21 protein-coding genes are annotated in these 24141 nt (G+C 72.7%); 17 read left to right on the top strand and 4 right to left on the bottom strand.

Going from position 1 to position 24141, the window contains the following annotated elements:
• Positions 1 to 687 (top strand): CPBP family intramembrane glutamic endopeptidase, encoded by a 687-nt coding sequence (locus IEZ25_RS18895; RefSeq protein ID WP_191201016.1) that lies wholly within the window; start codon positions 1 to 3, stop codon positions 685 to 687.
• Here IEZ25_RS18895 and IEZ25_RS18890 read toward each other — a convergent pair.
• From IEZ25_RS18890 to IEZ25_RS18880, 3 genes are read right to left on the bottom strand one after another with little or no spacing between them, the layout of a single operon-like run.
• Positions 676 to 1590, bottom strand: coding sequence for an NAD(P)H-binding protein (locus IEZ25_RS18890; RefSeq protein WP_191201015.1), 915 nt, complete (start codon positions 1588 to 1590; stop codon positions 676 to 678). The genes IEZ25_RS18895 and IEZ25_RS18890 overlap by 12 nt on opposite strands.
• A 34-nt stretch (positions 1591 to 1624) precedes the next feature.
• Entirely contained in the window at positions 1625 to 2947 is a 1323-nt protein-coding gene (locus tag IEZ25_RS18885; protein ID WP_191201014.1) for a cation:proton antiporter, read from the bottom strand.
• Positions 2944 to 3522: a helix-turn-helix domain-containing protein gene (locus tag IEZ25_RS18880; protein ID WP_318152331.1), complete on the bottom strand. Its 579-nt coding sequence runs from the start codon at positions 3520 to 3522 to the stop codon at positions 2944 to 2946. Before IEZ25_RS18880 ends, IEZ25_RS18885 begins: the two co-directional genes overlap by 4 nt.
• A gap of 112 nt (positions 3523 to 3634) precedes the next feature.
• Here IEZ25_RS18880 and IEZ25_RS18875 point away from each other — a divergent pair, with 112 nt between their 5' ends.
• The 4 genes from IEZ25_RS18875 (at position 3635) to IEZ25_RS18860 (ending at position 9553) form a co-directional block, all read left to right on the top strand.
• Entirely contained in the window at positions 3635 to 4846 is a 1212-nt protein-coding gene (locus tag IEZ25_RS18875) for an acetyl-CoA C-acetyltransferase (RefSeq protein WP_191201012.1), read from the top strand.
• Positions 4847 to 5030: 184 nt separating this feature from the next.
• Positions 5031 to 7265 (top strand): 3-hydroxyacyl-CoA dehydrogenase NAD-binding domain-containing protein, encoded by a 2235-nt coding sequence (locus tag IEZ25_RS18870; protein ID WP_191201011.1) that lies wholly within the window; start codon positions 5031 to 5033, stop codon positions 7263 to 7265.
• Between the two features lie 55 nt (positions 7266 to 7320).
• Positions 7321 to 8019, top strand: a complete 699-nt coding sequence (locus IEZ25_RS18865; protein ID WP_318152330.1) for an ABC transporter ATP-binding protein — start codon at positions 7321 to 7323, stop codon at positions 8017 to 8019.
• The gene (locus IEZ25_RS18860) at positions 8003 to 9553 is read left to right on the top strand and encodes a hypothetical protein (RefSeq protein WP_191201009.1); all 1551 of its coding nucleotides are present in this window, start codon (positions 8003 to 8005) and stop codon (positions 9551 to 9553) included. The genes IEZ25_RS18865 and IEZ25_RS18860 overlap by 17 nt, the downstream gene beginning before the upstream one ends.
• A gap of 12 nt (positions 9554 to 9565) precedes the next feature.
• On the opposite strand, the gene IEZ25_RS18855 is transcribed toward IEZ25_RS18860, so the two are convergent.
• Positions 9566 to 10027, bottom strand: coding sequence for a DUF4282 domain-containing protein (locus IEZ25_RS18855; protein ID WP_191201008.1), 462 nt, complete (start codon positions 10025 to 10027; stop codon positions 9566 to 9568).
• 152 nt (positions 10028 to 10179) lie between these two features.
• On the opposite strand from IEZ25_RS18855, the gene IEZ25_RS18850 reads away from it, so the two are divergent.
• From IEZ25_RS18850 to IEZ25_RS18795, 12 genes are all read left to right on the top strand, one after another.
• Positions 10180 to 10716 carry a hypothetical protein gene (locus IEZ25_RS18850; RefSeq protein ID WP_191201007.1) on the top strand — a complete coding sequence of 179 codons (537 nt, stop codon included), beginning with the start codon at positions 10180 to 10182 and terminating at the stop codon, positions 10714 to 10716.
• Between the two features lie 241 nt (positions 10717 to 10957).
• Positions 10958 to 11575, top strand: coding sequence for a PadR family transcriptional regulator (locus IEZ25_RS18845; RefSeq protein WP_191201006.1), 618 nt, complete (start codon positions 10958 to 10960; stop codon positions 11573 to 11575).
• Positions 11572 to 12294 carry an ABC transporter ATP-binding protein gene (locus IEZ25_RS18840; protein WP_191201005.1) on the top strand — a complete coding sequence of 241 codons (723 nt, stop codon included), beginning with the start codon at positions 11572 to 11574 and terminating at the stop codon, positions 12292 to 12294. The genes IEZ25_RS18845 and IEZ25_RS18840 overlap by 4 nt, the downstream gene beginning before the upstream one ends.
• Positions 12291 to 14948, top strand: a complete 2658-nt coding sequence (locus tag IEZ25_RS21945) for an FtsX-like permease family protein (RefSeq protein ID WP_191201004.1) — start codon at positions 12291 to 12293, stop codon at positions 14946 to 14948. The genes IEZ25_RS18840 and IEZ25_RS21945 overlap by 4 nt, the downstream gene beginning before the upstream one ends.
• 185 nt (positions 14949 to 15133) lie before the next feature.
• The gene (locus tag IEZ25_RS18830) at positions 15134 to 15781 is read left to right on the top strand and encodes a TetR/AcrR family transcriptional regulator (RefSeq protein ID WP_318152329.1); all 648 of its coding nucleotides are present in this window, start codon (positions 15134 to 15136) and stop codon (positions 15779 to 15781) included.
• Positions 15778 to 16572 (top strand): TIGR03084 family metal-binding protein, encoded by a 795-nt coding sequence (locus IEZ25_RS18825; RefSeq protein ID WP_191201003.1) that lies wholly within the window; start codon positions 15778 to 15780, stop codon positions 16570 to 16572. Before IEZ25_RS18830 ends, IEZ25_RS18825 begins: the two co-directional genes overlap by 4 nt.
• The gene (locus tag IEZ25_RS18820; RefSeq protein ID WP_318152328.1) at positions 16569 to 18266 is read left to right on the top strand and encodes an acyclic terpene utilization AtuA family protein; all 1698 of its coding nucleotides are present in this window, start codon (positions 16569 to 16571) and stop codon (positions 18264 to 18266) included. Before IEZ25_RS18825 ends, IEZ25_RS18820 begins: the two co-directional genes overlap by 4 nt.
• A 109-nt stretch (positions 18267 to 18375) precedes the next feature.
• The gene (locus IEZ25_RS18815) at positions 18376 to 18846 is read left to right on the top strand and encodes an SRPBCC family protein (protein ID WP_191201002.1); all 471 of its coding nucleotides are present in this window, start codon (positions 18376 to 18378) and stop codon (positions 18844 to 18846) included.
• A gap of 14 nt (positions 18847 to 18860) precedes the next feature.
• Positions 18861 to 20483: an acyl-CoA carboxylase subunit beta gene (locus IEZ25_RS18810; RefSeq protein WP_191201078.1), complete on the top strand. Its 1623-nt coding sequence runs from the start codon at positions 18861 to 18863 to the stop codon at positions 20481 to 20483.
• Positions 20480 to 22417, top strand: coding sequence for an ATP-binding protein (locus tag IEZ25_RS18805; protein WP_191201001.1), 1938 nt, complete (start codon positions 20480 to 20482; stop codon positions 22415 to 22417). The genes IEZ25_RS18810 and IEZ25_RS18805 overlap by 4 nt, the downstream gene beginning before the upstream one ends.
• A gap of 42 nt (positions 22418 to 22459) precedes the next feature.
• Positions 22460 to 23644: an acyl-CoA dehydrogenase family protein gene (locus tag IEZ25_RS18800; RefSeq protein WP_191201000.1), complete on the top strand. Its 1185-nt coding sequence runs from the start codon at positions 22460 to 22462 to the stop codon at positions 23642 to 23644.
• Positions 23645 to 23747: 103 nt separating this feature from the next.
• The gene (locus IEZ25_RS18795; RefSeq protein ID WP_318152326.1) at positions 23748 to 24131 is read left to right on the top strand and encodes an MmcQ/YjbR family DNA-binding protein; all 384 of its coding nucleotides are present in this window, start codon (positions 23748 to 23750) and stop codon (positions 24129 to 24131) included.
• The last annotated feature ends 10 nt before the right edge of the window (positions 24132 to 24141 follow it).

Genomic DNA, 24141 nt, shown 5'->3' with positions numbered 1-24141 from the left:
ATGCGCACGTTCATCCGCCAGTCGCTGTGGGACGTCGTCCCGCGCGACCAGCGCGACACCCCCGAGGCGCTGCGCCGACGGCAGGTGGTGGCCGCCGCGGTCGTCCTCGTCGGCGCTGTGGTGCTCGGCTGGTCGCTGCGCCTGACGCCCGGCGGCGACCTGTTCTACGTCGCCGCGATCGTGCTCGCCGGCGTGTGGGCGGCCGGCGCGTTCCTTTCGGGCCGGCTCCACCTCGGCCGGATGGCCCGGGGCTCCGAGATCTTCGTCCGCCCGATCCTCGCGCCGATCCTGCTCGGCCTGGTGATGGTCGGGGTGTTCGTCCTCGGCGCGCTCGTCGTACGCCAGATCGAGCCGCTGGCGAGCTATGTCTCCTCGGTCCTGGAGTTCGCCGACGAGGGGTCGCTGACGCTGCTGGCGATCATCACCTTCTTCAACGGCATCGCCGAGGAGCTCTTCTTCCGCGGCGCGATGTATGCCGCGATCCCGCGCCACCCCGTCCTGTGGACCACGGTGGCCTACGTCGTCGCGACGCTGGCCACCGGCAACGTGATGCTCGGCTTCGCCGCCATCCTGCTCGGTGCGGTCTGCGGGCTCGAGCGTCGGGCCAGCGGCGGCATCCTCGCGCCGATCCTGACCCACGTCACCTGGTCGCTGTCGATGCTCTTCCTGCTGCCGCTACTGTTCTGAGCCCTGCTTCTCCTGCGCCTCGGCGCGCTCCTGGAGCGCCCGACGGACGGCCTCGTCATAGGTCAACGGCTCGCCCGGCACGACGTCGCGGATCGAGGTGTCCTTCACCACGACCTCGGTCGACATCGAGTCGATGAGGTTGCGCCCGGTGGTGGCGTCGACGTCGGTGACCAGCGCCAGCCAGTGCGACGACAGGCCGGGGGTCAGCAACGGCAGGACGACGATGGGGATGGACCTGCCGTTCATCGCCTTCGCGGCGCCCTGCATCATCTCGCGGTAGGTGAGCTGCTCGGGACCGCCGATGTCGAACACCCGGCCGAGCGCTGCGTCCTTGCCGACCACGCCCGCGAGGTAGCGCACGACGTCGTCGATGGCGATGGGCTGGGTGCGGGTGCCGACCCACTTGGGCACCACCATCCCCGGCAGGTTCTTCACCAGCTGCCGCGTCATCTCCCAGGAGATGCCGCCGTGGCCGACCACGATCGCGGCCCGCAGCACCGTGACCGGTACGCCGTCCTCGCCGAGCAGGCCCTCGACCTCGCGCCGCGAGCGCAGGTGCGCCGAGAGCTGCTGGTCGTCGTCGCCGAGCCCGCCCATGTAGACGATCTGCTGGAGCCCGGCCGCGGCCGCGGCCCGGCTGAAGTTGCGCGCCGCGTCTGCGTCCTTGCGCTCGAAGTCGGGGTCGTCGAGGGAGTGGACGAGGTAGATCGCCACGTCCACGCCGTCCAGCGCCGGCACCAGGGTGTCGGCGTCCATCACGTCGGCGCCGACGGGCTCGCCGGGGCCGTCGTAGGTCTCCGGGTGCCGCGTCATCGCGCGGACGTCGTGACCGGCGTCGATCAGGGCAGGGACGAGGCGGCGGCCGATGAAGCCGGTGGCGCCGGTCACGAGAACAGTCGACATGCGCCCACTCTCCCAGCCGGTGCTCGGCGCCGCCTCATCCCGAGGTGGTGGACGCGCGACGCCGGGCGTCCAGGCGGGCCATCGCGGGTGTGGCGGTGAGGCCGTGGAGGAGCACCGACACGATCACCGCGAAGGCGACGGTGGACCAGAGCCACGGCTCCCCGGGCAGGTGCTCGTGGCTGGAGGCGTAGGCGAGGTAGAACAGCGACCCGACGCCGCGGACGCCGAAGAACGCGACCGCGGCCGTCTCGCCGCGGTCGAGGCCGCCCTCGCGGTCCGGGTCGCGAGGCAGCAGGGCCAGGGCGACGTACCCCGCCGCCGGCCGCACCACCAGCACCAGCGCCAGCGCCAGCACGACCCCGCGCCAGTCGAGGTGCTGGAGCAGCCCGCGGGTCATCGCCATGCCCAGCACGAGCAGCACGAGCAGGGTCAGCAGACGTTCGAGGCGCTCGACCACGGCGTGCATCGCGCGCTGGTAGGAGTGTCCGTGCGCGGAGGCGCGCAGCCGCATCGCACAGGCGAAGACGGCCAGGAAGCCGTAGCCGTGGACCAGCTCCGCCGCACCGTACGCCGCCAGCAGCGCGGCCAGCGCGAGGAGTGGCTCGCCCGTGTCCGCCAGCCGCAGCTGGTCGCTGCGCGCACGGAAGGCCTGCCGACCCAGCAGCCAGCCGGCCCCCACGCCCACGGTGACGCCGATCGCGATCTTGCCCAGGACGTACCAGCCGAGCCAGGTGCCGGTGTCGAGCAGCGTGAACCCGCCCGCGAGCATCAGCAGCGAGAGGTGCACGAACGGGAAGGCGAGCCCGTCGTTGAGCCCGGCCTCGGCCGTCAGCGCGAAGCGGATGTCGTCGTCGGCCTCGGGCCCGTCCTCGCCGTCGGGATCGTCGACGTCCTCCGTCAGGGGCTCGCCCACCTGCACGTCGGAGGCCAGCACCGGGTCGGTCGGGGCGAGCGCGGCGCCGATCAGGAGCGCGACGGCCGGCGCCAGGCCGGCCACCCACCAGCCGATCAGCGCGGTGCCGAGGATGGTGAGCGGCATCGCGACCAGCAGCAGCCGCCAGACCGGCGACCAGGTGCGCCACGACCGCAGCGACCGCAGGTCGAGCGTGCGGTCGATCGCCAGCCCGACCCCCATGAGCGAGACCAGCACGGTGAGCTCGGTGACGTGGGTGATGAGCTCGCGGTGGGCCTCGGGCTCGAGGCTGACCCCCTCGCCGAGCGGGAGCAGGCCGATGGCCATGCCGACGGCGACCAGCACCATCGGTGGCGAGATGACGAGTCGCCGGGTGACGTGGGGCAGGACCGTCGCGAGGAGCAGGGACAGACCGAGGAGGAAGTAGACCGCCGCGCTCGTCACCCGGGCCGCTTGCCGTCGTACGACGCGGCGCTGGCGTCGATCGCCTGCTCGTAGGCGGTGACCAGCCCGGCGATCGTCAGCGGCTTGAGCCGGTGGATGAACTCGCGCAGCTGCTCGGCGGTGTAGCCGGCCTCGCGGAACTGCGGCCAGACCATGGTGCGCACGATCTCCGAGAGCTCCTCGGCGACCTGCCGGCCGTGGGCGGCGTACACGTCGGCGACCGCCTCGGACGCCTCCGGCGAGATGCCCATGCCGGACAGGCCGCCGGGGACGTCGACGTCGCGGTCGCCGGTCACGGGGGTGAGCAGCGACAGGTGCCGGGCGATGTCGGACGGAGACGCGGTCGCCGGGATCTGCTCGACGTACTTCTCGATCGCCGACAGGGTGAAGCCGTGTCCCTGGAGCTCGCGGACCAGCTCGAGGCGGGCGACGTGGTCGGGGCCGTAGTAGCCCGAGCGACCGCGGCGGATGGGTGAGGGGACGAGCCCGCGCGAGGTGTAGAAGCGCACGTTGCGCGCGCTGACCCCGGTGCGCGCGGTCAGCGCGTCGAGCGTCAGCAGCTCCTCGGTCTCCACCTGCTCATACTCTCCCTCGTGGCCCTGGGGTGCCCATTCGCGCCGACGCCGCTCGGCGTGACCCGGAACACACCCGTTGGACTGTGACAGTAATGGTGTCACAATCGCTGGCATGGCAGAAGCATTCGTCTACGACCACCTCCGCACACCTCGCGGCCGCGGCAAGGCCACCGGTTCGCTGCACGAGGTGAAGCCGGTCGACCTGGTCGTCGGACTGCTCGACGAGCTCACGACCCGCAATCCCACGCTCGACCCGGCCCGCATCGACGACGTCGTGCTCGGTGTCGTGACCCCGATCGGCGACCAGGGCGGCGACATCGCCAAGACCGCCGCCCTCAAGGCCGGCTATCCCGAGACCGTCGCCGGCGTGCAGCTCAACCGCTTCTGCGCCTCCGGGCTCGAGGCCGTCAACCAGGCCGCCCAGCGCGTCCGGTCGGGCTTCGAGGACCTGATCGTCGCCGGCGGTGTCGAGTCCATGAGCCGCGTGCCGATGGGCAGTGACGGCGGCGCCTGGGCGATGGACCCCGCGACCGCGCTGCAGACCGGCTTCGTGCCGCAGGGCATCGGCGCCGACCTCATCGCCACGATCGAGGGCTGGGGCCGCGCGGACGTCGACGCCTACGCCGCCGAGTCGCACCACCGCGCCGCGAAGGCGTGGGCCAACGGCTACTTCGACGGCGCCGTGGTCCCGGTGAAGGACCTCTCCGGTGTCAGCGTGCTCGACCGCGACGAGACGATCCGCCCGGACACCTCCGTCGAGGGGCTCGCCGGGCTCAAGCCGTCGTTCGCCGGCATCGGCAAGGACGCCGGCTTCGACGACGTCGCGCTCGAGAAGTACCACTGGGTGCCGGCGATCGACCACGTCCACCACGCCGGCAACTCCTCGGGCATCGTCGACGGCGCGGCCGTGATGGCGATCGGCACCGAGGAGGTCGGTACGTCGCTGGGGCTGACGCCGCGTGCCCGCATCGTCTCGACGGCCGTCTCGGGCGCCGACCCGACGATCATGCTCACCGGCCCGGCTCCTGCCGCTCGCAAGGCGCTCGCCCGCGCCGGCCTCGAGGTCGACGACATCGACCTGTGGGAGATCAACGAGGCCTTCGCCGCCGTCGCGATGCGCTTCATGCGCGACATGGGCATCAGCCACGACGTCACCAACGTCAACGGTGGCGCCATCGCCATGGGCCACCCGCTCGGCGCCACCGGCGCGATGATCCTCGGCACCCTCGTCGACGAGCTCGCACGCCGCGACCAGAGGCGCGGTCTCGCCACGCTCTGCGTCGGCGGCGGCATGGGGATCGCGACGATCGTCGAGCTGGTCTGAGCGAGGGACGAGCTCAGGCCAGCTCATCGGTGGTTGAGCAGCGAGCCGGGCTGAGCCTGCGAAGCCCGGACCGAGCGTGTCGAAACCTGATCAGCGTGACCAGCAAACCCAACTCAAGAGCCCATGGTTTCGACACGGCGCTGGCGCGCCTGCTCAACCAGCGGGCCGAGCTCGAAGGACTTCCATGACTGACACCCAGACCCCCCGCACCGACGAGCACAGCGCCGTCCGCTACGACCGAGACGCCGACGGCATCGTCACCCTGACCCTCGACGACCCGACCGCCCGGGCCAACACGATGAACGACCTCTACAAGGCGTCGATGGAGGCGGCCGTCCAGCGCCTCCACGACGAGGTCGACGACGTCACCGGCGTGGTGGTCACCAGCGCGAAGAAGACGTTCTTCGCCGGCGGCAACCTCAAGGACATGATGTCGGCGACCCCCGAGGACGCTGACCGGATCTTCGCGATGGGCGAGGAGGTCAAGGCCAGCCTGCGCCGGCTGGAGACCTTCCCGCGCCCGGTCGTCGCGGCCATCAACGGCGCCGCGCTCGGCGGCGGCCTCGAGATCGCGCTCGCGACCAACCACCGCGTCGCCGTCGACGACCGCTCGGTCAAGATCGGGCTGCCCGAGGCGACCCTCGGCCTGCTGCCCGGCGGCGGCGGGGTCACTCGCGTCGTACGCATGCTGGGCCTGCAGTCCGCCCTGATGGACGTGCTGATGCCGGGCACGCAGTTCGACCCGCAGGGAGCGCTGGCCAAGGGCCTCATCGACGCGGTGGTGCCGACCCGCGAGGAGCTCGTGCCGGCCGCGAAGGCGTGGATCCTGTCCCACCAGGACGAGGACTCGGCGAAGAACCCGTGGGACCGCGCTGGCTACAAGATGCCCGGCGGCACCCCGAGGACCCCGGCGCTCGCGCACTTCCTGCCGGCCTTCCCGGCGCTGCTGCGCAAGCAGACCAAGGGCGCGGTCTACCCCGCGCCGCGCGCGATCATGAGCGCCGCCGTCGAGGGGGCGCAGGTCGACTTCGACACCGCCTCGCGCATCGAGAGCCGCTACTTCACCAGCCTGGTGGTCAACCAGCAGGCCAAGAACATGATCCAGGCGTTCTTCTTCGACCTCCAGGCGATCAGCTCGGGATCGCTGCGCCCGCAGGGCATCGAGCGCTGGACGGCCACGAAGGTCGCCGTCCTCGGCGCCGGGATGATGGGCGCCGGCATCGCCTACTCGTGCGCCCGCGCCGGCATGCAGGTCGTCCTCAAGGACGTCTCGCTCGATGCGGCCGAGCGGGGCAGGGCCTACACCGAGAGGCTCAACGCCAAGGGCGTCGAGCGGGGCAAGATCACGCAGGACGAGGCCGACGCGATCCTCGGCCGCATCACGCCGACCGGCGATGCCGCCGACCTCGCCGGCTGCGACCTCGTCATCGAGGCGGTCTTCGAGGACCCGTCGCTCAAGGCGAAGGTGTTCGCCGAGGTCGCGCCGCACGTCGACGCCGACGCGCTCCTCTGCTCCAACACCTCCACCCTGCCGATCACGGAGCTGGCCGAGGGTGTGGACCGCCCGGAGGACTTCATCGGGCTGCACTTCTTCAGCCCGGTCGACAAGATGCCGCTGGTCGAGATCATCCGCGGCGAGGAGACGTCCGACCTCGCGCTGGCCAGGGCCTACGACGTCGTCCAGCAGATCCGCAAGACGCCCATCGTGGTCAACGACTCGCGCGGCTTCTACACCTCGCGCGTCATCGGCACGCAGATCAACGAGGGCCTCACGATGCTCGCCGAGGGTGTCCACCCGGTGTCGCTCGAGCGCGCCGCGACCTCGGCCGGCTTCCCGGTCGGGCCGCTGCAGATCAGCGACGAGCTCAACCTCGAGCTGATGGCCAAGATCCGCAAGGCCACCGAGGACGCCGCAGCGCGTGACGGCGTCGACCTCGGCGACTATCCCGCCGGCGACGTCATCGCGACGATGATCGACCTCGGGCGCCCGTCACGGTTGAAGGGTGCCGGCTTCTACGACTACGACGAGTCCGGGCGGCGTACGACGCTGTGGCCCGGGCTCGCCGAGACGTTCCCCGTCGCCGAGCAGCAGCCGCCGATCCGCGACGTGCGCGACCGGATGCTGTTCATCGAGGCGCTGGAGACCGCGACGTGCTTCGAGGAGGGCGTCATCACCTCGGCGGCCGCGGCGAACATCGGCTCGATCATGGGCATCGGCTTCCCCGCCCTCACCGGCGGCGCCGCGCAGTTCATGACCGGCTGGCAGGCGCTCGACGATGCCGGCCACGGCGTCGGCCCGGTCGGGCTGGCCGCCTTCCTGGCCCGCGCCGACGAGCTCGCCGACGCCTACGGCGACCGCTTCCGCCCGACGGCGTACCTCCGCGACCTGGCCGCGTCGGGCGGGGGCTTCCCCGCCTGAGGCGGGTCCGGCGAAAGCGCCCCCGCGCGTGCGCGAACCGGGCGACAATCGTCAGGTGACCCAGCCCCCCGCCGTCGTCGTCCGCGACCTGCACGTGCGCTTCGGCGACGTCGAGGCCGTCTCGGGAGTCGACCTGAGCGCCGACCACGGGCAGTCGACCGCGCTCCTCGGTCGCAACGGGGCCGGCAAGTCCACGACCATGAAGGTCCTCGCCGGGGTGGTGCCGCCGACCGCCGGCGACGTGCGCGTCGCGGGCCACGACGCCGCGACCGACGCCCTCGGCGTCAAGCGCGTCGTCGGCTACTGCCCCGACGTCGGTGGCCTGGTGCCGCGCGCCACCCCGTGGGAGCACCTGCAGCTCAGCGCCCGCCTGCGCCGGATGGACGACTGGGAGGGCCGCGGGCGTGACCTGCTCGAGCGCTTCGAGCTCGGCGACGTCGCCCACCGCGTCGTCGGTGGTTTCAGCCACGGCATGAGCCGCCGGCTGAGCGTCGTGCTGGCCGCGCTCCACGAGCCGTCCGTGCTGCTCCTCGACGAGCCCTTCGACGGCGTCGACCCGCTCGGGGTCGAGGCGACCCTCGAGGTCGTGGCCGACGCCCGCGCCCGCGGCGCCTGCGTCCTGCTCTCGACCCACCTGCGCGACCTCGCCCTCGAGGCGTGCGGCTCCGCGATCGTGCTGCGCGGCGGCAACCGCGTGGCCGCCATGCAGGCCGCCGAGCTCACCGGCGAGGCCTACCGTGCGCTCCTCGACTGAGCCGCGCCGCGACGGCTGGGCCGACGCCGTCCGCGACACCGCTCACCTGGTGCGCTTCCGCGCCGGGACCGTACGCCGTCCGCGCGCCACCGTCGTCGGCATCGCGGTCGTCCTCCTGCTGACCGCGTTCGCTGCGCTCGGGCCCGCATCGGTCGACGCCGGCGCGACCGGTTCGGCAGCGGTGGACCGGGCTCTGGCCACGCTGCAGGGCAACCTCGGCTCGGCCTTCGTCGGCTTCCTGCTCCTGGCCATCGGCTCCGCGGTCGGCAGCGGCGGCGGTCGCGAGCTGCTGTCGCGCAGCGAGGCCGCGGTCCACCCGGTCAGCCCGGTCACCGAGCACCTCGGCGCGCTCCTCCTCGCGCCGGTCAACCTCGCCTGGATGGTCCAGCTGTGGGCGCTCCTCGCTGTCACCGCGCTCGTCACGCCGTCCGACCGGCTCCTCGGCGCCCAGCTCGTCGTGGTCGCCTGGGTGCTCCTGGCGACGGCCGCAGGTCAGGCGGTGGGTTGGCTCGTGGAGGGCGTGCGGCGCACTCCGCACGGCGTGCTCGCCGTCCGTGTCGTCGGGGGTGCGGTCGTCGCGACCCTGGCCGGCCTGCAGGTCGCGGGGGTCCTCGCACCGCTGGCCCGGGCCCTGCCCACGACCCTGCTCACCGACGCCGCCCGGACCGGTCGCTGGCCGCTCGCGGTGCTGGTGCTGCTGGTCCTCGCCGGCGTGGTCGTGGTGCTCGGCGCCCGTCCGGCCCGGTGGGCGCTCGCCCAGCCGCCGCGCGAGGAGCTGCGGGTGCAGTCGGGCGTGCACGAGGCGCGTCCGGCGCCAGAGCCGCGCCGGGGCTCGCCCGAGCGGGCGCTGCTCCGCCGGCTCGACCGGGGCTCGGTCTGGCGCTCGGTCGGGATGCGGCGCGGCCTGCTCGTCCTCGGGATCGGCCCGGGCCTGGTCGCCCTGCTCGCCGGTCTGGAGTGGAGCACGGTCATCCTGCTGCCCGGCCTCACCGCGAGCGGCGCGGCCCTGCTCTTCGGCGTGAACGCCTGGTGCCTCGACGGCAAGGGCATGGTGTGGCGCGAGACCCTGCCGGTCTCCGCGGCGGACGTGTTCGACGTACGCACCCTCGTCGTGGCCGAGTGCATGGCCGCCGTGTCGGGCGTGACGGTGCTGCTCGCGCTCCTGCGCAACGGGCTGCCGCCGCTCACCGTCGGCGTCGCGGTCGCGTGCTGCTGGGCGGTCGTCATGGGACAGGTGCTCTCCGCGGTGCTGACGTGGTCGGTCCGCGCTCCCTACTCCGTCGACCTCTCCTCGCCGCGCGCGACCCCGGCCCCCCACGCCGCGATGGCCGGGTACGCCGGCAAGCTCTCGCTGGTCACCACCGTGACCGCCATGCTCTTCACCGGCCTCTCCACCCTGCCGTGGGCGTGGGTGCCCGCGGTGGTGGCCGTCCCGTTCCTGGCCTGGTCGACGCGGAAGCTGCGCCGAGCGAGGCGTCGCTGGCTGGCCCCCGCTGAGCGCGCGCGGATCGTCTTGACCGTCGCCGCTGTCTGAACCGGGCGCGGGTCAGGCGCCGGGCAGGCGCCGGTGGATGTCCTCGCTCATCCGCGTGATCGCGACGTAGAACTCGCACATCATCCGGAACAGGCACAGGTAGAGCAGGCCGACCAGGGGGCCGACGATGATCGTCACGATGCCGAGTGCGGGACTGTCGCCGAAGAATCCGCTCGCGGCGAAGAACAGCGTCGCGAGGATGATGAGTGCGAGGCCGATGACGTAGACGACCTTGATGATCATGGGCGTCACGAAGGTCGTGAAGCTCGTGTCGAAGAGCGCGCCGAAGAAGCCCTTGCTGGGTACGCCCCCGGGCTGGCCGTAGGAGCCACCGTCGTAGCCGCCCCCGCCACCGTAGGAGCCGCCGCCGTAACCGCCACCGTAGGCGCCGGCCGGGGGCTGTCCGTAGGAGCCGGCCGGAGGCTGGCCGTAGGGGTCCTGGGGGTTCTGGGGGGTCTCGCCGGGCTGGGTCATGAGGCTCTCCTCGTAGTGCTGGTCGACGCCCGCGCTCCACGGACGCGTACCTCCTTCCCGACGCATGCCTGTCGAAACTCATCCCGAGGTGGGGTGCACGTCCGGTCGGCGCCACACGTTTGGTGTCCGGCTCGGCGGGTACCTGCCTCGTCATGGTGGCCCTGCTCTGGATCCTCGCGGTCCTGCTGCTCGTGCTGACGCTGGTCGACCCGCGCAGGCTCTGGTACGCCACCACCGCCTGGCAGTTCAAGCACCCTGAGGCCAACGAGCCGTCCGGGGCCAGCTTCGCGCTCGGTCGCGTCGTGTCCGGCATCGGCGCCGTCGGTTTCGGCCTCGCCGCGATCGTCTCGACCGCCGGGTCCGTCGCGCCGCTGAGCCAGGACCGGCTGGACTCCGCCGGCTACTCCGCGGCCCGTGAGCTCACCGGGTCGTACGGCAAGTACGGATCCCCCGGTGTCTCGCAGATCACGGACGCGATCGGGCGCGACGACGTGGAGGTGCGGGAGGGGAGGACGGTCAACGACGACGACCGCTCCTTCGGGGAGTCGTACGGCATCCAGGAGTTCTACGAGCTCCGGGGCGTCGACGACGACTCGATCACCGGGTGCATGGAGGTGTCCTACGTCGGGGGCCTCTTCCACGACGGCGACATCGACGTCGACGTGTCGTACGCCGCCGGCTCCTGCTGACCCCGGCCCGTCCTGTCGGCCCGGGCTCCGGCGCCCACCCTATTCCCGCCCGCGGTAGTCCAGTGGCAAGCGGCTGCCGGCCGGGGGTAGTCCAGTGGCAGATGGCTGTCCGAAGGCCCGTCCGACGACCGTGTGCCACTGGACTACCCCGAGTGGCGGGATGGGGACGCGGCATGCATACGTGGTATACATACCCGGTATCCAACGCCCGCAGGGGGCGTGGTGAGGGTGGAGGCGCACGATGTCGATCCGTCAGGCGATGCTGGCGATCCTCGAGCAGGGGCCGATGTACGGCTACCAGCTGCGGGCGGAGTTCGAGCAGCGGACCGGTGAGACCTGGCCGCTCAACATCGGTCAGGTCTACACGACCCTGACCCGCCTCGAGCGCGACGGCATGGTCGAGGTCGTCGAGTCGGCCGCGGAGGACGGCTCGGACCGCACCCACGTGAGCTACCGCGCGACCGAGTCCGGGCGCAGCGAGGTCTCGGAGTGGTTCGCCACGCCCGTGCCGCGCACCCAGCCGCCGCGAGACGAGCTGGCCATCAAGCTCGCCATCGCGGTGACCCTGCCCGGCGTGGACGTCGCCACGATCATCCAGCGCCAGCGCAGCGCCACGATGACCTCGCTGCAGGACTACACCCGGCTCAAGCGCACCGGCCGCGCGGCGAACCCCGAGGCGCCCGAGGACCTGGCGTGGAGCCTCGTGCTCGACTCCCTCGTCTTCGACGCCGAGGCCGAGGTGCGGTGGCTCGACCACTGCGAGGCCCGGTTGCGCCGTGCCGCCGCCGACCGGCCCGCCGCCAGCGCGCACGCCACGCCCACGGCCACGCCCGAGACCTCCGATGGAGTCGCCCGATGAACGCCGTCCTCCACCTCGCCGCCGCCTCCCGGGTGCACGGCGAGGGCGCCACCGAGGTCCACGCCCTGCGCGGCGTCACCTTCCGCGCCCACCCCGGCGAGCTCGTCGCCGTGATGGGCCCGTCCGGCTCCGGCAAGTCGACCCTGCTCACCCTCGCCGGCGGCCTCGACGCCCCGACCGCCGGCTCGGTCTGGATCGAGGGCACCGACCTGGCCACGCTCGACCACGCCGGACGCGCACGCATGCGTCGTACGTCGGTGGGCTACGTGTTCCAGGACTTCAACCTGATCCCCGCGCTGACGGCCGCCGAGAACGTCGCCCTGCCGCGCGAGCTCGACGGCGAGAAGGGCAAGGTGGCCCGTCGGCTCGCTCTGACCGCGCTCGAGGAGGTCGGCATCCCCGACCTCGCCGACCGGTTCCCCGACGAGATGTCGGGTGGCCAGCAGCAGCGGGTCGCGATCGCACGGGCGATCGTGGGCGAGCGCCGCCTGATCCTCGCCGACGAGCCCACCGGCGCCCTCGACACCGACACCGGCGAGGAGATCCTGCGCCTGCTCCGCGCCCGCTGCGACGCCGGCGCGGCCGGCGTCATGGTGACCCACGAGGCCCGGCACGCCGCCTGGGCCGACCGGGTGGTCTTCCTGCGCGACGGCGTCGTGGTCGACGAGACCGGCGCCGACGAGCCCGAGGCACTGCTGGTCGAGGAGTCGGGACGGTGAGCGGTTGGCGACCCGCCCTGCGCATCGCCTGGCGCGACGCCTTGCGCCACCGCGGCCGCAGCATCCTGGTCCTGGTGATGATCAGCCTCCCCGTGCTGGCTGTCAGCGCCACCGCGATCGTCATCAAGACCGCCGAGGTGAGCGGCCTCGAGGGAGTCGACCGGACGCTCGGCGCCGCGGACGCGCGGGTGCGCACCGAGGGTCGCGGCGAGATCCTGCAGGCGCCCGACCCCGGCTCGGGCACCTGGACCCAGGTCGGCGACGTCGACGCCGACGACCCCATCACCGAGGACGACCTCCGCGCGGTCCTCGGCGACGACGCGCGGCTCGTGCCGATCACCAGCACCTGGTCCCGCGCCCGGGTGGGGGAGCGCGTGGTCTTCCTCACCACCACGGGCGTCGACCTCGCCGACCCGTTGGCGGCCCCCCTCTTCGCGCTCGACAGCGGCCACCTGCCCCGGACTGCGGGTGAGGCGGTGGTCAACCAGGCCACGCTCGACCGCGGGCTCGCGATGGGCGACGAGGTCAACGTCGGCGGCGAGCAGCTGACGATCGTCGGTGTCGGTCGTGACGCCACGCTCCGTGACGAGCCGTTGCTGCTCGCCTCGGCCGACGACCTCCCCTCCGAAGCGGCCAACGTCCGCGAGTGGCTGGTCGGTGCGGGGCCCGTCACCTGGTCGCAGGTCCGCGAGCTCAACGGGATCGGCGGGGTGGTCACCTCACGCGCCGTGCTGGCCGACCCACCCGAGCTCCCGCAGGCGCTCGAGGACGCCGCCGCGTCCGACAGCGGTCGCAACCAGGCCATCGCCGTCATCGGACTCATCGTGGTGATGGCGCTGATCGAGGTCGTCCTGCTGGCCGGACCGGCCTTCGCCGTCGGTGCCCGGCGCCACTCCCGCACGCTCGCGCTGATCGCCGCGTCGGGCGGCACGCCGGCGCAGGCCCGCCGCGTCATCCTCGGCAGCGGCGTCGTGCTCGGGCTCGTCGCCTCCTTCGTCGGGCTGCTCCTCGGAGGTGTGCTGGGGTGGGCGGTGCTCCCGCTCGCCCAGCGCTTCGACGAGAGGTGGTTCGGGCCGTTCGAGCTGCCGTGGCCCTACCTCGCCGCGATCGTCGCGTTCGGCCTCGCCTCCGCGTTCCTCGCCTCGGTCGTGCCGGCCTACCTCGCCAGCCGCCAGGACGTCGTGGCCGTGCTGGCCGGGCGCCGGGGTGATCGCAGCCCGCGCGCCTCGACACCGGTGATCGGGCTGGTGATGCTGGTCCTGGGCATCGTCGCGTCGGTCTACGGAGCCCTGACCTCCGACAGCGGTGACGGCGGGGTGTGGATCGCGGCCTCCGCCGTCATCTCGGTCCTCGGCATGGTCCTCGTCGTGCCGGTGGTGGTGGCCGCCATCGCGCGCCTCTCGTCCCGGCTCCCGCTCACCGCGAGGTACGCCGCCCGCGACGCCGCGCGCCACCGCACCCGCACCGTCCCGGCCGTGGCCGCCGTCGCGGCGACCGTGGCAGGCGTGGTGGCGCTGGGCATCGCCAACGCCAGCGACGAGCTGGAGAACGTGCGCACCTACCAGGCGCAGGCGCCGATGGGATCGGGCTACGTGAGCTGGGCGCCCGAGGTGCTGACCGGGGAGGAGCTGCCCGACGCGACGGCGGCGTGGGCCCGGATCGAGGAGGCCGTGCACCGGGCGGCACCCGACGTACGGACCACGACGTGGCGCGGGCTGGACGAGCCCTACGACCCCCACGGCTACACCTCGACGATGCTCGAGTCGCGTGGGGATCGAGCAGCGCAGGAGGCGCTCGACGAGTGCTGCCTGAGGACGCTCGGCGCCGCGATCGCCGTGGCCGACAGCGCGGCGGAGCTCGGCGTGCAGGGCCCGGCGGCGGACGCCATCGACGCGGCTCTGTCGTCCGGTCGTGCGGTGGTCTTCACGGTGTCGGCCGACCTCGACGGCGACGTCGCCGTGACCCAGGAGACGTGGAGCGCGGACGGCGACCTGGCCGAGTCGAGGACGTCGGACGCCGTCCCGGCCGCGTTCATCGCCTGGGACGGACAGGACTGGGGCTGGGCCCCGTCGTCGTCGATCCTGCCCACCGTCGTGGCCGACGAGCTCGGCCTCGACGTCACCACCACCAGCCTGCGCCTCAGCGGCGACCTCGACGAGGCCACCGAGACCCGCATCGCCGAGCAGGTGGAGGGCGCGGCGGCCGGCACCTACACCTATGTCGAGCGTGGCTACGAGCGTGCGCCCTATGCGTTCATCGTGCTGCTGGTCCTGGCCGTGCTGGCCGGGGTGCTGATGCTCGGCGGCACCCTGACCGCGACCTTCCTCGCCCTGTCCGACGCGCGGCCCGACCTCGCCACGCTGTCCGCGGTCGGGGCGGCGCCACGGACCCGGCGACGGGTGGCGGCGGCGTACGCCCTCGTGATCGGATTCGTCGGCGCGCTGCTCGGCGCGGGGGTGGGCTTCATCCCCGGCGTCGCGATCTCGCGACCGCTCACGTCCGTGCCGATCACCGGCGCCCCGGAGCAGGGGCCGTTCCTCGACATCCCGTGGCTCCTGATCGGCGTCATCGTGCTCGCGCTGCCGCTGCTGACGGCCGCGATCGTCGGGCTGACCGCCCGCTCCCGACTTCCCCTGGTGGCGCGGCTGGACTGACCGCCCGCGGGATATCTGGGGACGTTCTGGTCGGTGGATCGGGGGATTCCCGACCAGGACGTCCCCAGACATCCCGAGGAGGGGTCATCCCATCGCGAGGAACCTGCGGCGCATCCAGGCGCGTACGGTCTGGCCACTAAGAGTCAGGCTTGACTGTTTGTTGCGTACGCCGTCAGGCTGGGCCGGTGACCGCCCAGCCCCACGCCGTGCGCGTGCCGCAGGCCGACCGGACCCGTGCCATGCGGGCCCGGCTGCTGGACGCGACCCTCGAGCTGCTGGTGGAGCGCGGCTTCGCCGGGACCTCGACGACGCTCGTCTCCGAGCGTGCGGGCGTGAGCCGCGGCGCCCAGCTGCACCACTTCCCGACCAAGAACGCGCTCGTCGTCGCCGCCGTCGAGCACCTGACCGAGCGCCGCGGGGCCGAGCTGTCGGCCGCCTTCGAGGAGCTGGGTGCCGAGCCCGTCGCCACCGCCGCGGACCGGCGCACGCGGCTCCGTGCGGTCGTCGAGATGCTGGGTGACCACTTCGCCTCGCCGGTCTTCACCGCGGCGCTCGAGCTGTGGGTCGCCGCGCGGACCGACGAGGCGCTGCTCGCCGCCGTGGCGCCGCTCGAGCAGCGGGTCGGGCGCGAGACGCACCGGCTGACCGTCGCGGCGCTCGGCGCCGACGAGTCGCGGCCCGGTGTGCGCGAGCTCGTGCAGGCGACCCTCGACCTGGTCCGGGGGCTCGCCCTCGCCTCGACCATCACCGACGACTCCGCTCGGAGGCGCCGGATCCTCCGCGAGTGGGCCGACGTGCTCGATCGCGAGCTGGGCAAGGAGCTGACCGCATGACCGACGTGCTCACGCAGGTGCTGGCCGACCTCGAGGCCGAGGGCGACGCCCTCGAGTGGCTGGTCGCCGACCTCGACGCCGACGGGTGGCACACCCCGACCCCGGCGCCCGGGTGGGACGTCGCGGCGCAGGTCGCGCACCTCACGTGGACCGACGAGGCGGCGCTCTCGGCGGCCACCGACAAGGACGCCTGGGACGCGATGCTGGTCGAGGCGATGGCGGCCGATGCGCTGACGGACCTGGGCGGCTACGTCGACCAGCAGGCGCGCGCGATCGCCGGCGAGCCCGACCTGGTGGACCGGTGGCGCCGCACGCGAGCCGAGCTCCACCACGCGCTGACGGCGTACCCCACCGGCCAGAGGATGCCGTGGTTCGGGCCGCCGATGTCGGCGACGTCGATGGCGACGGCGCGGCTGATGGAGACGTGGGCACACGGCCTCGACGTGCACGCGGGGCTCGGCGTCCTGGCGGTCGACACCGACCGGATCCGGCACGTCGCGCACCTCGGCGTGCGCACCCGCGACTTCGCGTTCGGGGTGCGCGGGCTCGAGCCGCCGGCCGGCGAGTTCCGCATCGACCTGCTCTCCCCCGGCGACGACGTGTGGAGCTGGGGACCCGAGGACGCCGAGCAGACCCTGACCGGTTCGGCGGGCGACTTCTGCCGGCTCGTGACGCAGCGGATCCACCGTGACGACACCGACCTCATGGCCTCCGGCGCCGACGTCGACCGCTGGCTCGACATCGCGCAGGCCTTCGCCGGCCCGCCGGGCGAGGGGAGGACGCCGTCGTGAGGATCGGCAACTGCTCGGGGTTCTACGGCGACCGGCTCAGCGCGATGCGCGAGATGCTGGAGGGCGGGGAGCTCGACGTCCTCACCGGCGACTACCTCGCCGAGCTGACCATGCTCATCCTCGGCAAGGACCAGCTCGAGGACCCCACGCTCGGCTACGCCCGCACCTTCGTCCGCCAGGTCGAGGACTGCCTCGGCCTGGCGCTCGAGCGCGGTGTGCGGATCGTCGCCAACGCCGGCGGGCTCAACCCGGCCGGGCTCGCCGACCGGTTGCGCGAGGTGGCGGGCGGCCTCGGTCTCGACCCCGCCATCGCCCACGTCGAGGGCGACGACGTCCGCGACCTCTCTCTCGAGGGCGCGCTCACCGCCAACGCCTACCTCGGCGGCTTCGGCATCGCCGCCGCCCTGCGTGCTGGCGCCGACGTCGTCGTCACCGGCCGGGTCACCGACGCCTCGCTCGTGGTCGGTCCCGCGGTCGCGCACCACGGCTGGAGCCCGACGGCGTACGACGAGCTGGCGGGCGCCGTCGTGGCCGGTCACGTCATCGAGTGCGGCACCCAGGCGACCGGCGGCAACTTCAGCGGCTTCCTCTCCCTCCCGCACCGCGACCGACCGCTCGGCTTCCCGGTCGCGGAGGTCGCGGCCGACGGGTCGAGCGTCATCACCAAGCACGCCGGCACCGGCGGCGCGGTCACCGTCGACACCGTCACCGCGCAGCTGGTCTACGAGATCCAGTCCACCCGCTACCTCGGTCCCGACGTCACGGTGCACCTCGACTCGGTCCGGCTCGCCCCGGACGGTGAGGACCGGGTCCGGATCAGCGGCGTGGTCGGCGAGGCTCCCCCCGAGCGGCTCAAGGTCTGCGTCAACGAGCTCGGCGGGTGGCGCAACAGCGCCGAGCTCGTGCTGACCGGTCTCGACGTCGAGGCCAAGGCGGAGTGGGTCCGCTCCCAGCTCGAGCCACGGCTCACCGCGGCGGAGGTCGTGTGGTCCGACGTCGTGCTCCCACCCGCCGATGCCACCACCGAGGAGTCCGCCTCCACCCTGCTGCGGTGCACGGTGAAGGACCCCTCGCCCGACCCGGTCGGGCGCGCCTTCACCTCCGCCCTCGTCGAGCTGGCGCTCGGCTCCTACCCCGGGTTCACCATGACCGCACCGCCCGCTGCCGCGACGCCGTTCGGCGTCTACCGCGCCGACCACGTCGACCGTGCCGACGTCACCCACACGGTCGTCCACGCCGACGGTCGTCGCGAGGTGGTCGCCGACCCCGGCCGCTACGCCTCGGACGGCGAGGCACCCGGCGCCCGCCCGTCGCCGTACCCGGGTCGGACCGACGTGCTCACCCGCCGGCTGCCGCTCGGCACCTTCGTCCATGCGCGCTCCGGCGACAAGGGCGGCGACGCCAACATCGGCCTCTGGGTCGCGCACGACGACGTGCCCCGCGAGCAGTACGACGCCCGCGTGCAGTGGCTGTTCAAGATGATGTCGCCGCGCGGGATCGGCGCGCTGCTGCCGGAGGCCGCGGACCTCGAGGTCGACGTGTGGCTGCTGCCCCACCTCGGTGCGGTCAACCTCGTCGTGCACGGGCTGCTCGGCCAGGGCGTCGCCGCCTCGACGCGCTTCGACCCGCAGGCCAAGGGACTCGGCGAGTGGCTGCGCTCGCGGCTGGTCTCCATCGAGGACTCGCTGTTGTGATCACCGAGCAGGGGCTGGCGAGGAACGAGCCGGACAGGTCGCGAGGGGAGATTGAGCAAGCGACGGGCGCGACGAAATCCACCACCCCCACCACTGGAAGAGACACCCCATGATCAAGCTGCCCTCCCTCGGTGACGAGGTCTCGGTCTGGATCGACGCGCCGCCGGCCGAGGTCTGGGACCTCGTGAGCGACGTGACGCGGATCGGCGAGTTCAGCCCGGAGACCTTCGAGGCGAGGTGGACCCGCGGCTCGACCGGACCGGAGGTGGGGGCCCACTTCAAGGGCCACGTGAAGCGCAACGGCGTCGGCCCGACCTACTGGTCCGGCTGCAAGGTCACCAGGTGCGAGCCGGAGGAGGTCTTCGAGTTCTCCGTCGGCTCGGACTCGATGACCGTCAACAACTGGGGCTACCGCCTGGAGCCGAAGGACGGCGGCACCCTGGTCACGGAGTACTTCCGGATCGAGCCGTCGCTGCCGACCCGCCTCTACTGGGCGGTGCTCGGAGCCCTGCGCGGCCGCACCAACCGGCGAGGCATGCGCACCACCCTCGAGCGGATGAAGGCGGTGCTCGAGACGTGAGCAACAGGGAGGCGATGCTCGACAAGCTCGCCGACCTCGACGCGCAGCACGCGGTCGCGGTGGCCGGCGGGGGCTCCACGTACGTCGAGCGCCACCACGCGCGCGGCAGGCTGACGGCCCGCGAGCGGATCGAGCTGCTCCTCGACCCGGGCTCGGCCTTCCTCGAGCTGTCCCCGCTGGCGGGCTGGGGGAGCGACTTCACCGTCGGGGCGTCCGTCGTGACGGGCATCGGCGTGGTCGAGGGCGTCGAGTGCCTGATCAGCGCCAACGACCCGACGGTCAAGGGCGGCGCCTCCAACCCCTGGACGGTGAAGAAGATCTTCCGGGCCTCCCAGATCGCCGAGGAGAACAACCTCCCCACGATCTCGCTGGTCGAGTCCGGCGGCGCGGACCTGCCGACCCAGAAGGAGATCTTCATCCCCGGTGGCCGGCTCTTCCGCGACCTGACGAGGTCGTCCGCACGCAAGCAGCCGACCATCGCGCTGGTCTTCGGCAACTCGACCGCCGGCGGGGCCTACGTCCCCGGGATGAGCGACTACACGGTCTTCGTCCGCGGGGGTGCGAAGGTGTTCCTCGGCGGTCCGCCACTGGTGAAGATGGCGACCGGCGAGGAGTCCGACGACGAGTCGCTGGGCGGCGCCGAGATGCACGCCAAGGTCTCCGGCCTGGCCGACTACCTCGCCGAGGACGAGCACGACGCGATCCGGATCGGCCGCCGCATCGTGGCCCGGCTGAACCGGCGGAGGTCCGATCTTTGCGCCCGAGTCTCCCGCTTCGCCCCCCAGATCTCGGCCGACAAGCGGGGCGGTCACCGGATATCCGGTGACTCCAGCCTCCACCCCTTCGCCGACCCCGACGCCGACCCGGAGGGCCTGCTCGACCTCGTCCCGGCCGACCTCAAGGAGCCGTTCGACCCGCGCGAGGTCATCGTCCGGGTCGTCGACGGGGCGAGCGCCCACAACGGCCGGTCGTTCGACGAGTTCAAGCCCCTCTACGGCACCTCGCTGGTCACCGGCTGGGCGCAGGTCCACGGCCGCCCGATCGGCATCCTGGCCAACGCCCAGGGGGTGCTCTTCTCCGAGGAGGCGCAGAAGGCGACGCAGTTCATCCAGCTCGCCAACTCCTCCGACACCCCGCTGCTCTTCCTGCACAACACGACCGGTTTCATGGTCGGCAAGGACTACGAGCAGGGCGGGATCATCCGGCACGGCTCGCAGATGATCAACGCGGTCTCCAACAGCACGGTCCCGCACCTCAGCGTGATCATGGGCGCGTCCTACGGCGCCGGCAACTACGCCATGCTCGGTCGCGCCTTCGACCCGCGCTTCCTCTTCACCTGGCCCAGCGCGAAGTCCGCGGTGATGGGTCCGGCCCAGCTCGCGGGCGTCCTCTCGATCGTGGCCCGCGCGGCTGCCGAGGCCAAGGGACAGACCTACGACGAGGAGGGCGACGCCGGCATGCGCGCGATGGTCGAGCAGATGGTCGAGGAGCAGTCGCTGCCCTACGCGCTGTCCGGGATGCTCTACGACGACGGCGTCATCGACCCCCGCGACACCCGCACCGTCCTCGCGATCTGCCTCAGCGTCATCGAGAACGCCCCGGTCAGAGGCGCCGACGGCTACGGGGTGTTCAGGTGATCCGCAGACTCCTCGTCGCCAACCGCGGTGAGATCGCCACCCGCGTCTTCACCACCTGTCGGCGGCTCGGCATCGAGACCGTGGCCGTGCACTCCGACGCCGACGCCTTGCTGCCCTACGTCGCCCTGGCCGACCATGCCGTACGCCTGCCGGGCGACGCGCCCGCCGACACCTATCTCCGCATCGACCTGGTCGTCGAGGCCGCGAGACGGTCGGGCGCCGACGCGGTCCACCCGGGCTACGGCTTCCTCTCGGAGAATGCCGACCTCGCCCGCGCCGTCATCGACGCCGGGCTGACCTGGGTCGGCCCGCCGCCGGAGGCGATCGAAGCGATGGGCGACAAGGTCCGCGCGAAGGAGATCGCGGCGAGGGCCGGAGTTCCGGTGCTCTCGGCTCCGACGGCCCCGACGGCCGGCGACCTCCCGCTGCTGGTGAAGGCCTCCGCCGGAGGTGGCGGTCGCGGCATGCGGATCGTCCGCGACCTCGACCGGCTCGACGCCGAGGTCGGAGCAGCGCGCGCCGAGGCCGCATCGGCCTTCGGTAACGGCACGGTCTTCGTGGAGCCCTATGTCGAGTCCGGCCGCCACGTCGAGGTGCAGGTGGTGGCGGAGGAGAACGGCGCGTTCGTGCTGGGCAGCCGCGACTGCTCCGTGCAGCGACGGCACCAGAAGGTCGTCGAGGAGGCGCCCGCGCCCGGCCTGCCGTCGCAGACGTGGGACCGGATGTCCGAGGCGGCCGACCAGCTCTGCGTGGCCATCGGCTACCGCGGCGCCGGCACCGTCGAGTTCCTCTACGACGCTGCCGCGGACCGCTTCTTCTTCCTCGAGATGAACACCCGCCTCCAGGTCGAGCACCCCGTCACCGAGCTCCACCGCGGGGTCGACCTCGTCGAGCTCCAGCTCGCGGTCGCGGAGGGCCGTGGGCTGCCCGACGTCCTGCCGTTGAGGGGTGGGCACGCGATCGAGGTGCGGCTCTACGCCGAGGACGCGGCGTACGTCCCCCAGAGCGGGCGGCTGGTCACCTTCGACCTGCTGGCCGACGTGGAGTTCGGCCCGCTCGACCGGGTCGGCGTCCGGGTCGACAGCGGTTTCGCGTCCGGCACCGAGGTGTCGACCTTCTACGACGCGATGCTGGCCAAGGTGATGGCCTGGGCGCCGACCCGCGAGCAGGCGATCCGGATGCTCGTGGGTGCCCTCAGGCGGGCCCGGATCCACGGCGTGACCACCAACCGCGACCAGCTGGTCGAGATCCTCACCGACCCGGTCTTTATCGCCGGCGAGATGACCACGACGTGGCTCGAGTCGCGCCCGATCTCCGCTGAGTCTCCCAGCGACTCCCGGCCCGGTGTCGTCGCCGGTGCGCTCATGCTGGCCGCGGACCACGCCGCGCGGCGTACGGTCCAGCAGGGCGTCCCGGCCGCCTGGCGCAACGTCGTCAGCCAGCCGCAGCGCACGACGTTCGAGGGCCACGAGCCGGTCGAGTGGTGGGGCACCCGCGACGGTTTCGTGGTCGACGGCGTGGCGGTGCTCGAGGTGTCGCCGACGCACGCCCGGCTCGAGGTCGACGGCGTGTCCGTGCGCTACGACGGGCTCATCGACATCGAGGTGCGCTCCGCCACGCGTGAGGTCTACGTCGACGGGGCCGGTGGGTCCGTCCGTCTGCGCGAGGTGCCGCGCTTCACCGACCCCGCCGACGCCGTGGCGAGCGGATCTCTGCTCGCGCCGATGCCGGGCACCGTCGTCCGGATCCTCGCGGACGCGGGCGCCCAGGTCGTCGCCGGCGACCCGATCCTGGTGCTCGAGGCGATGAAGATGCAGCACACGGTGACCGCACCGCACGACGGCACGGTCGCCGAGATCGACGTCGAGCCCGGCGTGCAGGTCGCGTCCGGGCAGGTCCTGGCCGTCGTCGAGACCCACCCGCCCGCTGGTTGAGCAGCGAGCGCCAGCGAGCGTGTCGAAACCGAGGAGATGGACATGAGCAGCTTCACCGAGTCCGAGGAGCGCATCGAGCTGCGGGCGCAGGTCGCCCGCCTGGCGCAGCGCTTCGGCCGCGACTGGTTCGTCGAGCGCGCCCGCGCCGGCGAGAAGACCACGGACCTGTGGATGGAGATCGCGAAGGCCGGCTACCTCGGCGTCAACATCCCCGAGGAGTACGGCGGCGGGGGCGGCGGCATCGGCGACGTGGCCGCGGTGTGCGAGGAGCTCGCCGCCCAGGGCTGCCCGCTGCTGATGATGGTGGTCAGCCCGGCGATCTGCGGCACCGTCATCGCCCGCTACTCCACCGAGGAGCAGAAGCAGCGCTGGCTCCCGGGCATCTGCGACGGCACCGCCACCATGGCGTTCGCGATCACCGAGCCCGACGCCGGCACCAACTCGCACAACATCACCACGACCGCCCGACGTGATGGGGACGAGTGGGTGCTGAAGGGCCAGAAGGTCTACATCTCCGGTGTCGACGAGGCAGCCCACGTCCTCGTCGTCGCGCGCACCGAGGATGCCCGGACCGGCAAGCTCGAGCCGTGCCTGTTCGTCGTGCCGACCGACGCGGCGGGCTTCGAGTTCACCCCGATCCCGATGGAGATCGTCAGCCCGGAGCTGCAGTTCCAGGTGTTCATCGACGACGTCCGGCTGCCCGCCGACGCCCTCGTCGGCGACGAGGACCCTTCGACAGGCTCCGGACGCAGCGGCGGGCTCGTCCAGCTCTTCGCCGGCCTCAACCCCGAGCGGATCATGGCAGCCTCCTTCTCCACCGGCCTGGCCCGTCACGCGCTCGGCAAGGCGTCGACGTACGCCCGGGAGCGGACCGTCTTCCAGGCGCCGATCGGCTCCCACCAGGCGATCGCCCACCCGCTCGCGATGGCGCACATCGAGAACGAGCTGGCTCGGCTGATGACCCAGAAGGCCGCCGCCCTGGTCGACGCCGGCGAGGACATGGCGGCGGGCGAGGCGGCCAACATGGCGAAGTACGCCGCTGCCGAGGCGGCTGTGCACGCCGTGGACGCGGCCGTGCAGACCCACGGCGGCAACGGGATCACGCAGGAGTACGGCATGGCCGGCATGCTGGTCGCCGCCCGCGCGGGCCGGATCGCCCCGGTGAGCCGGGAGATGATCCTCAACTTCGTCGCCATGCACTCCCTCGGGCTGCCCAAGTCGTACTAGTGCCGGCTGTCTGAGGACGTGGTGGACGGAGATCCGACCGGGACCCGTCCACCACGTCCTCAGACGGCGGTGGGTGTCGGGGCCCGGCGGCAGGCTGTACGCCGTGGCCCTCGCCGACCGACCGCTCGTGCCCGAGGAGTGGGTGCTGCGCATCGACGCCGTGCTCGGAGCGCTGCCGCGGTGCGCGCAGGAGCCGGCGTGGACCGGCACCCGGTGGCGGGTGGGCAGCGCCACCGTGGCGCACGTCTTCGGCGGGGAGGACCAGGTCTTCCGGATCACCTTCCGCGGCGAGCCCGACGAGGTGGCCGCCTTCGAGCACATGGGCCACCCCTACTTCCGCTCCGGCTGGGGCGGCAACTCCATCGGCATGGTCCTCGACGAGGAGGCCGGGATCGACTGGGACGAGCTCGCCGAGCTGCTGACCGACTCCTACTGCCTCCAGGCCCCGGCGCGACTCGCGGAACAGGTCGCCCGACCCCCGGCCTGATCCGTCGTCC

Source organism: Nocardioides hwasunensis, assembly GCF_014779665.1.
Lineage (GTDB): Bacteria > Actinomycetota > Actinomycetes > Propionibacteriales > Nocardioidaceae > Nocardioides > Nocardioides hwasunensis.
This window is presented reverse-complemented; position numbering and strand designations above follow the sequence as displayed.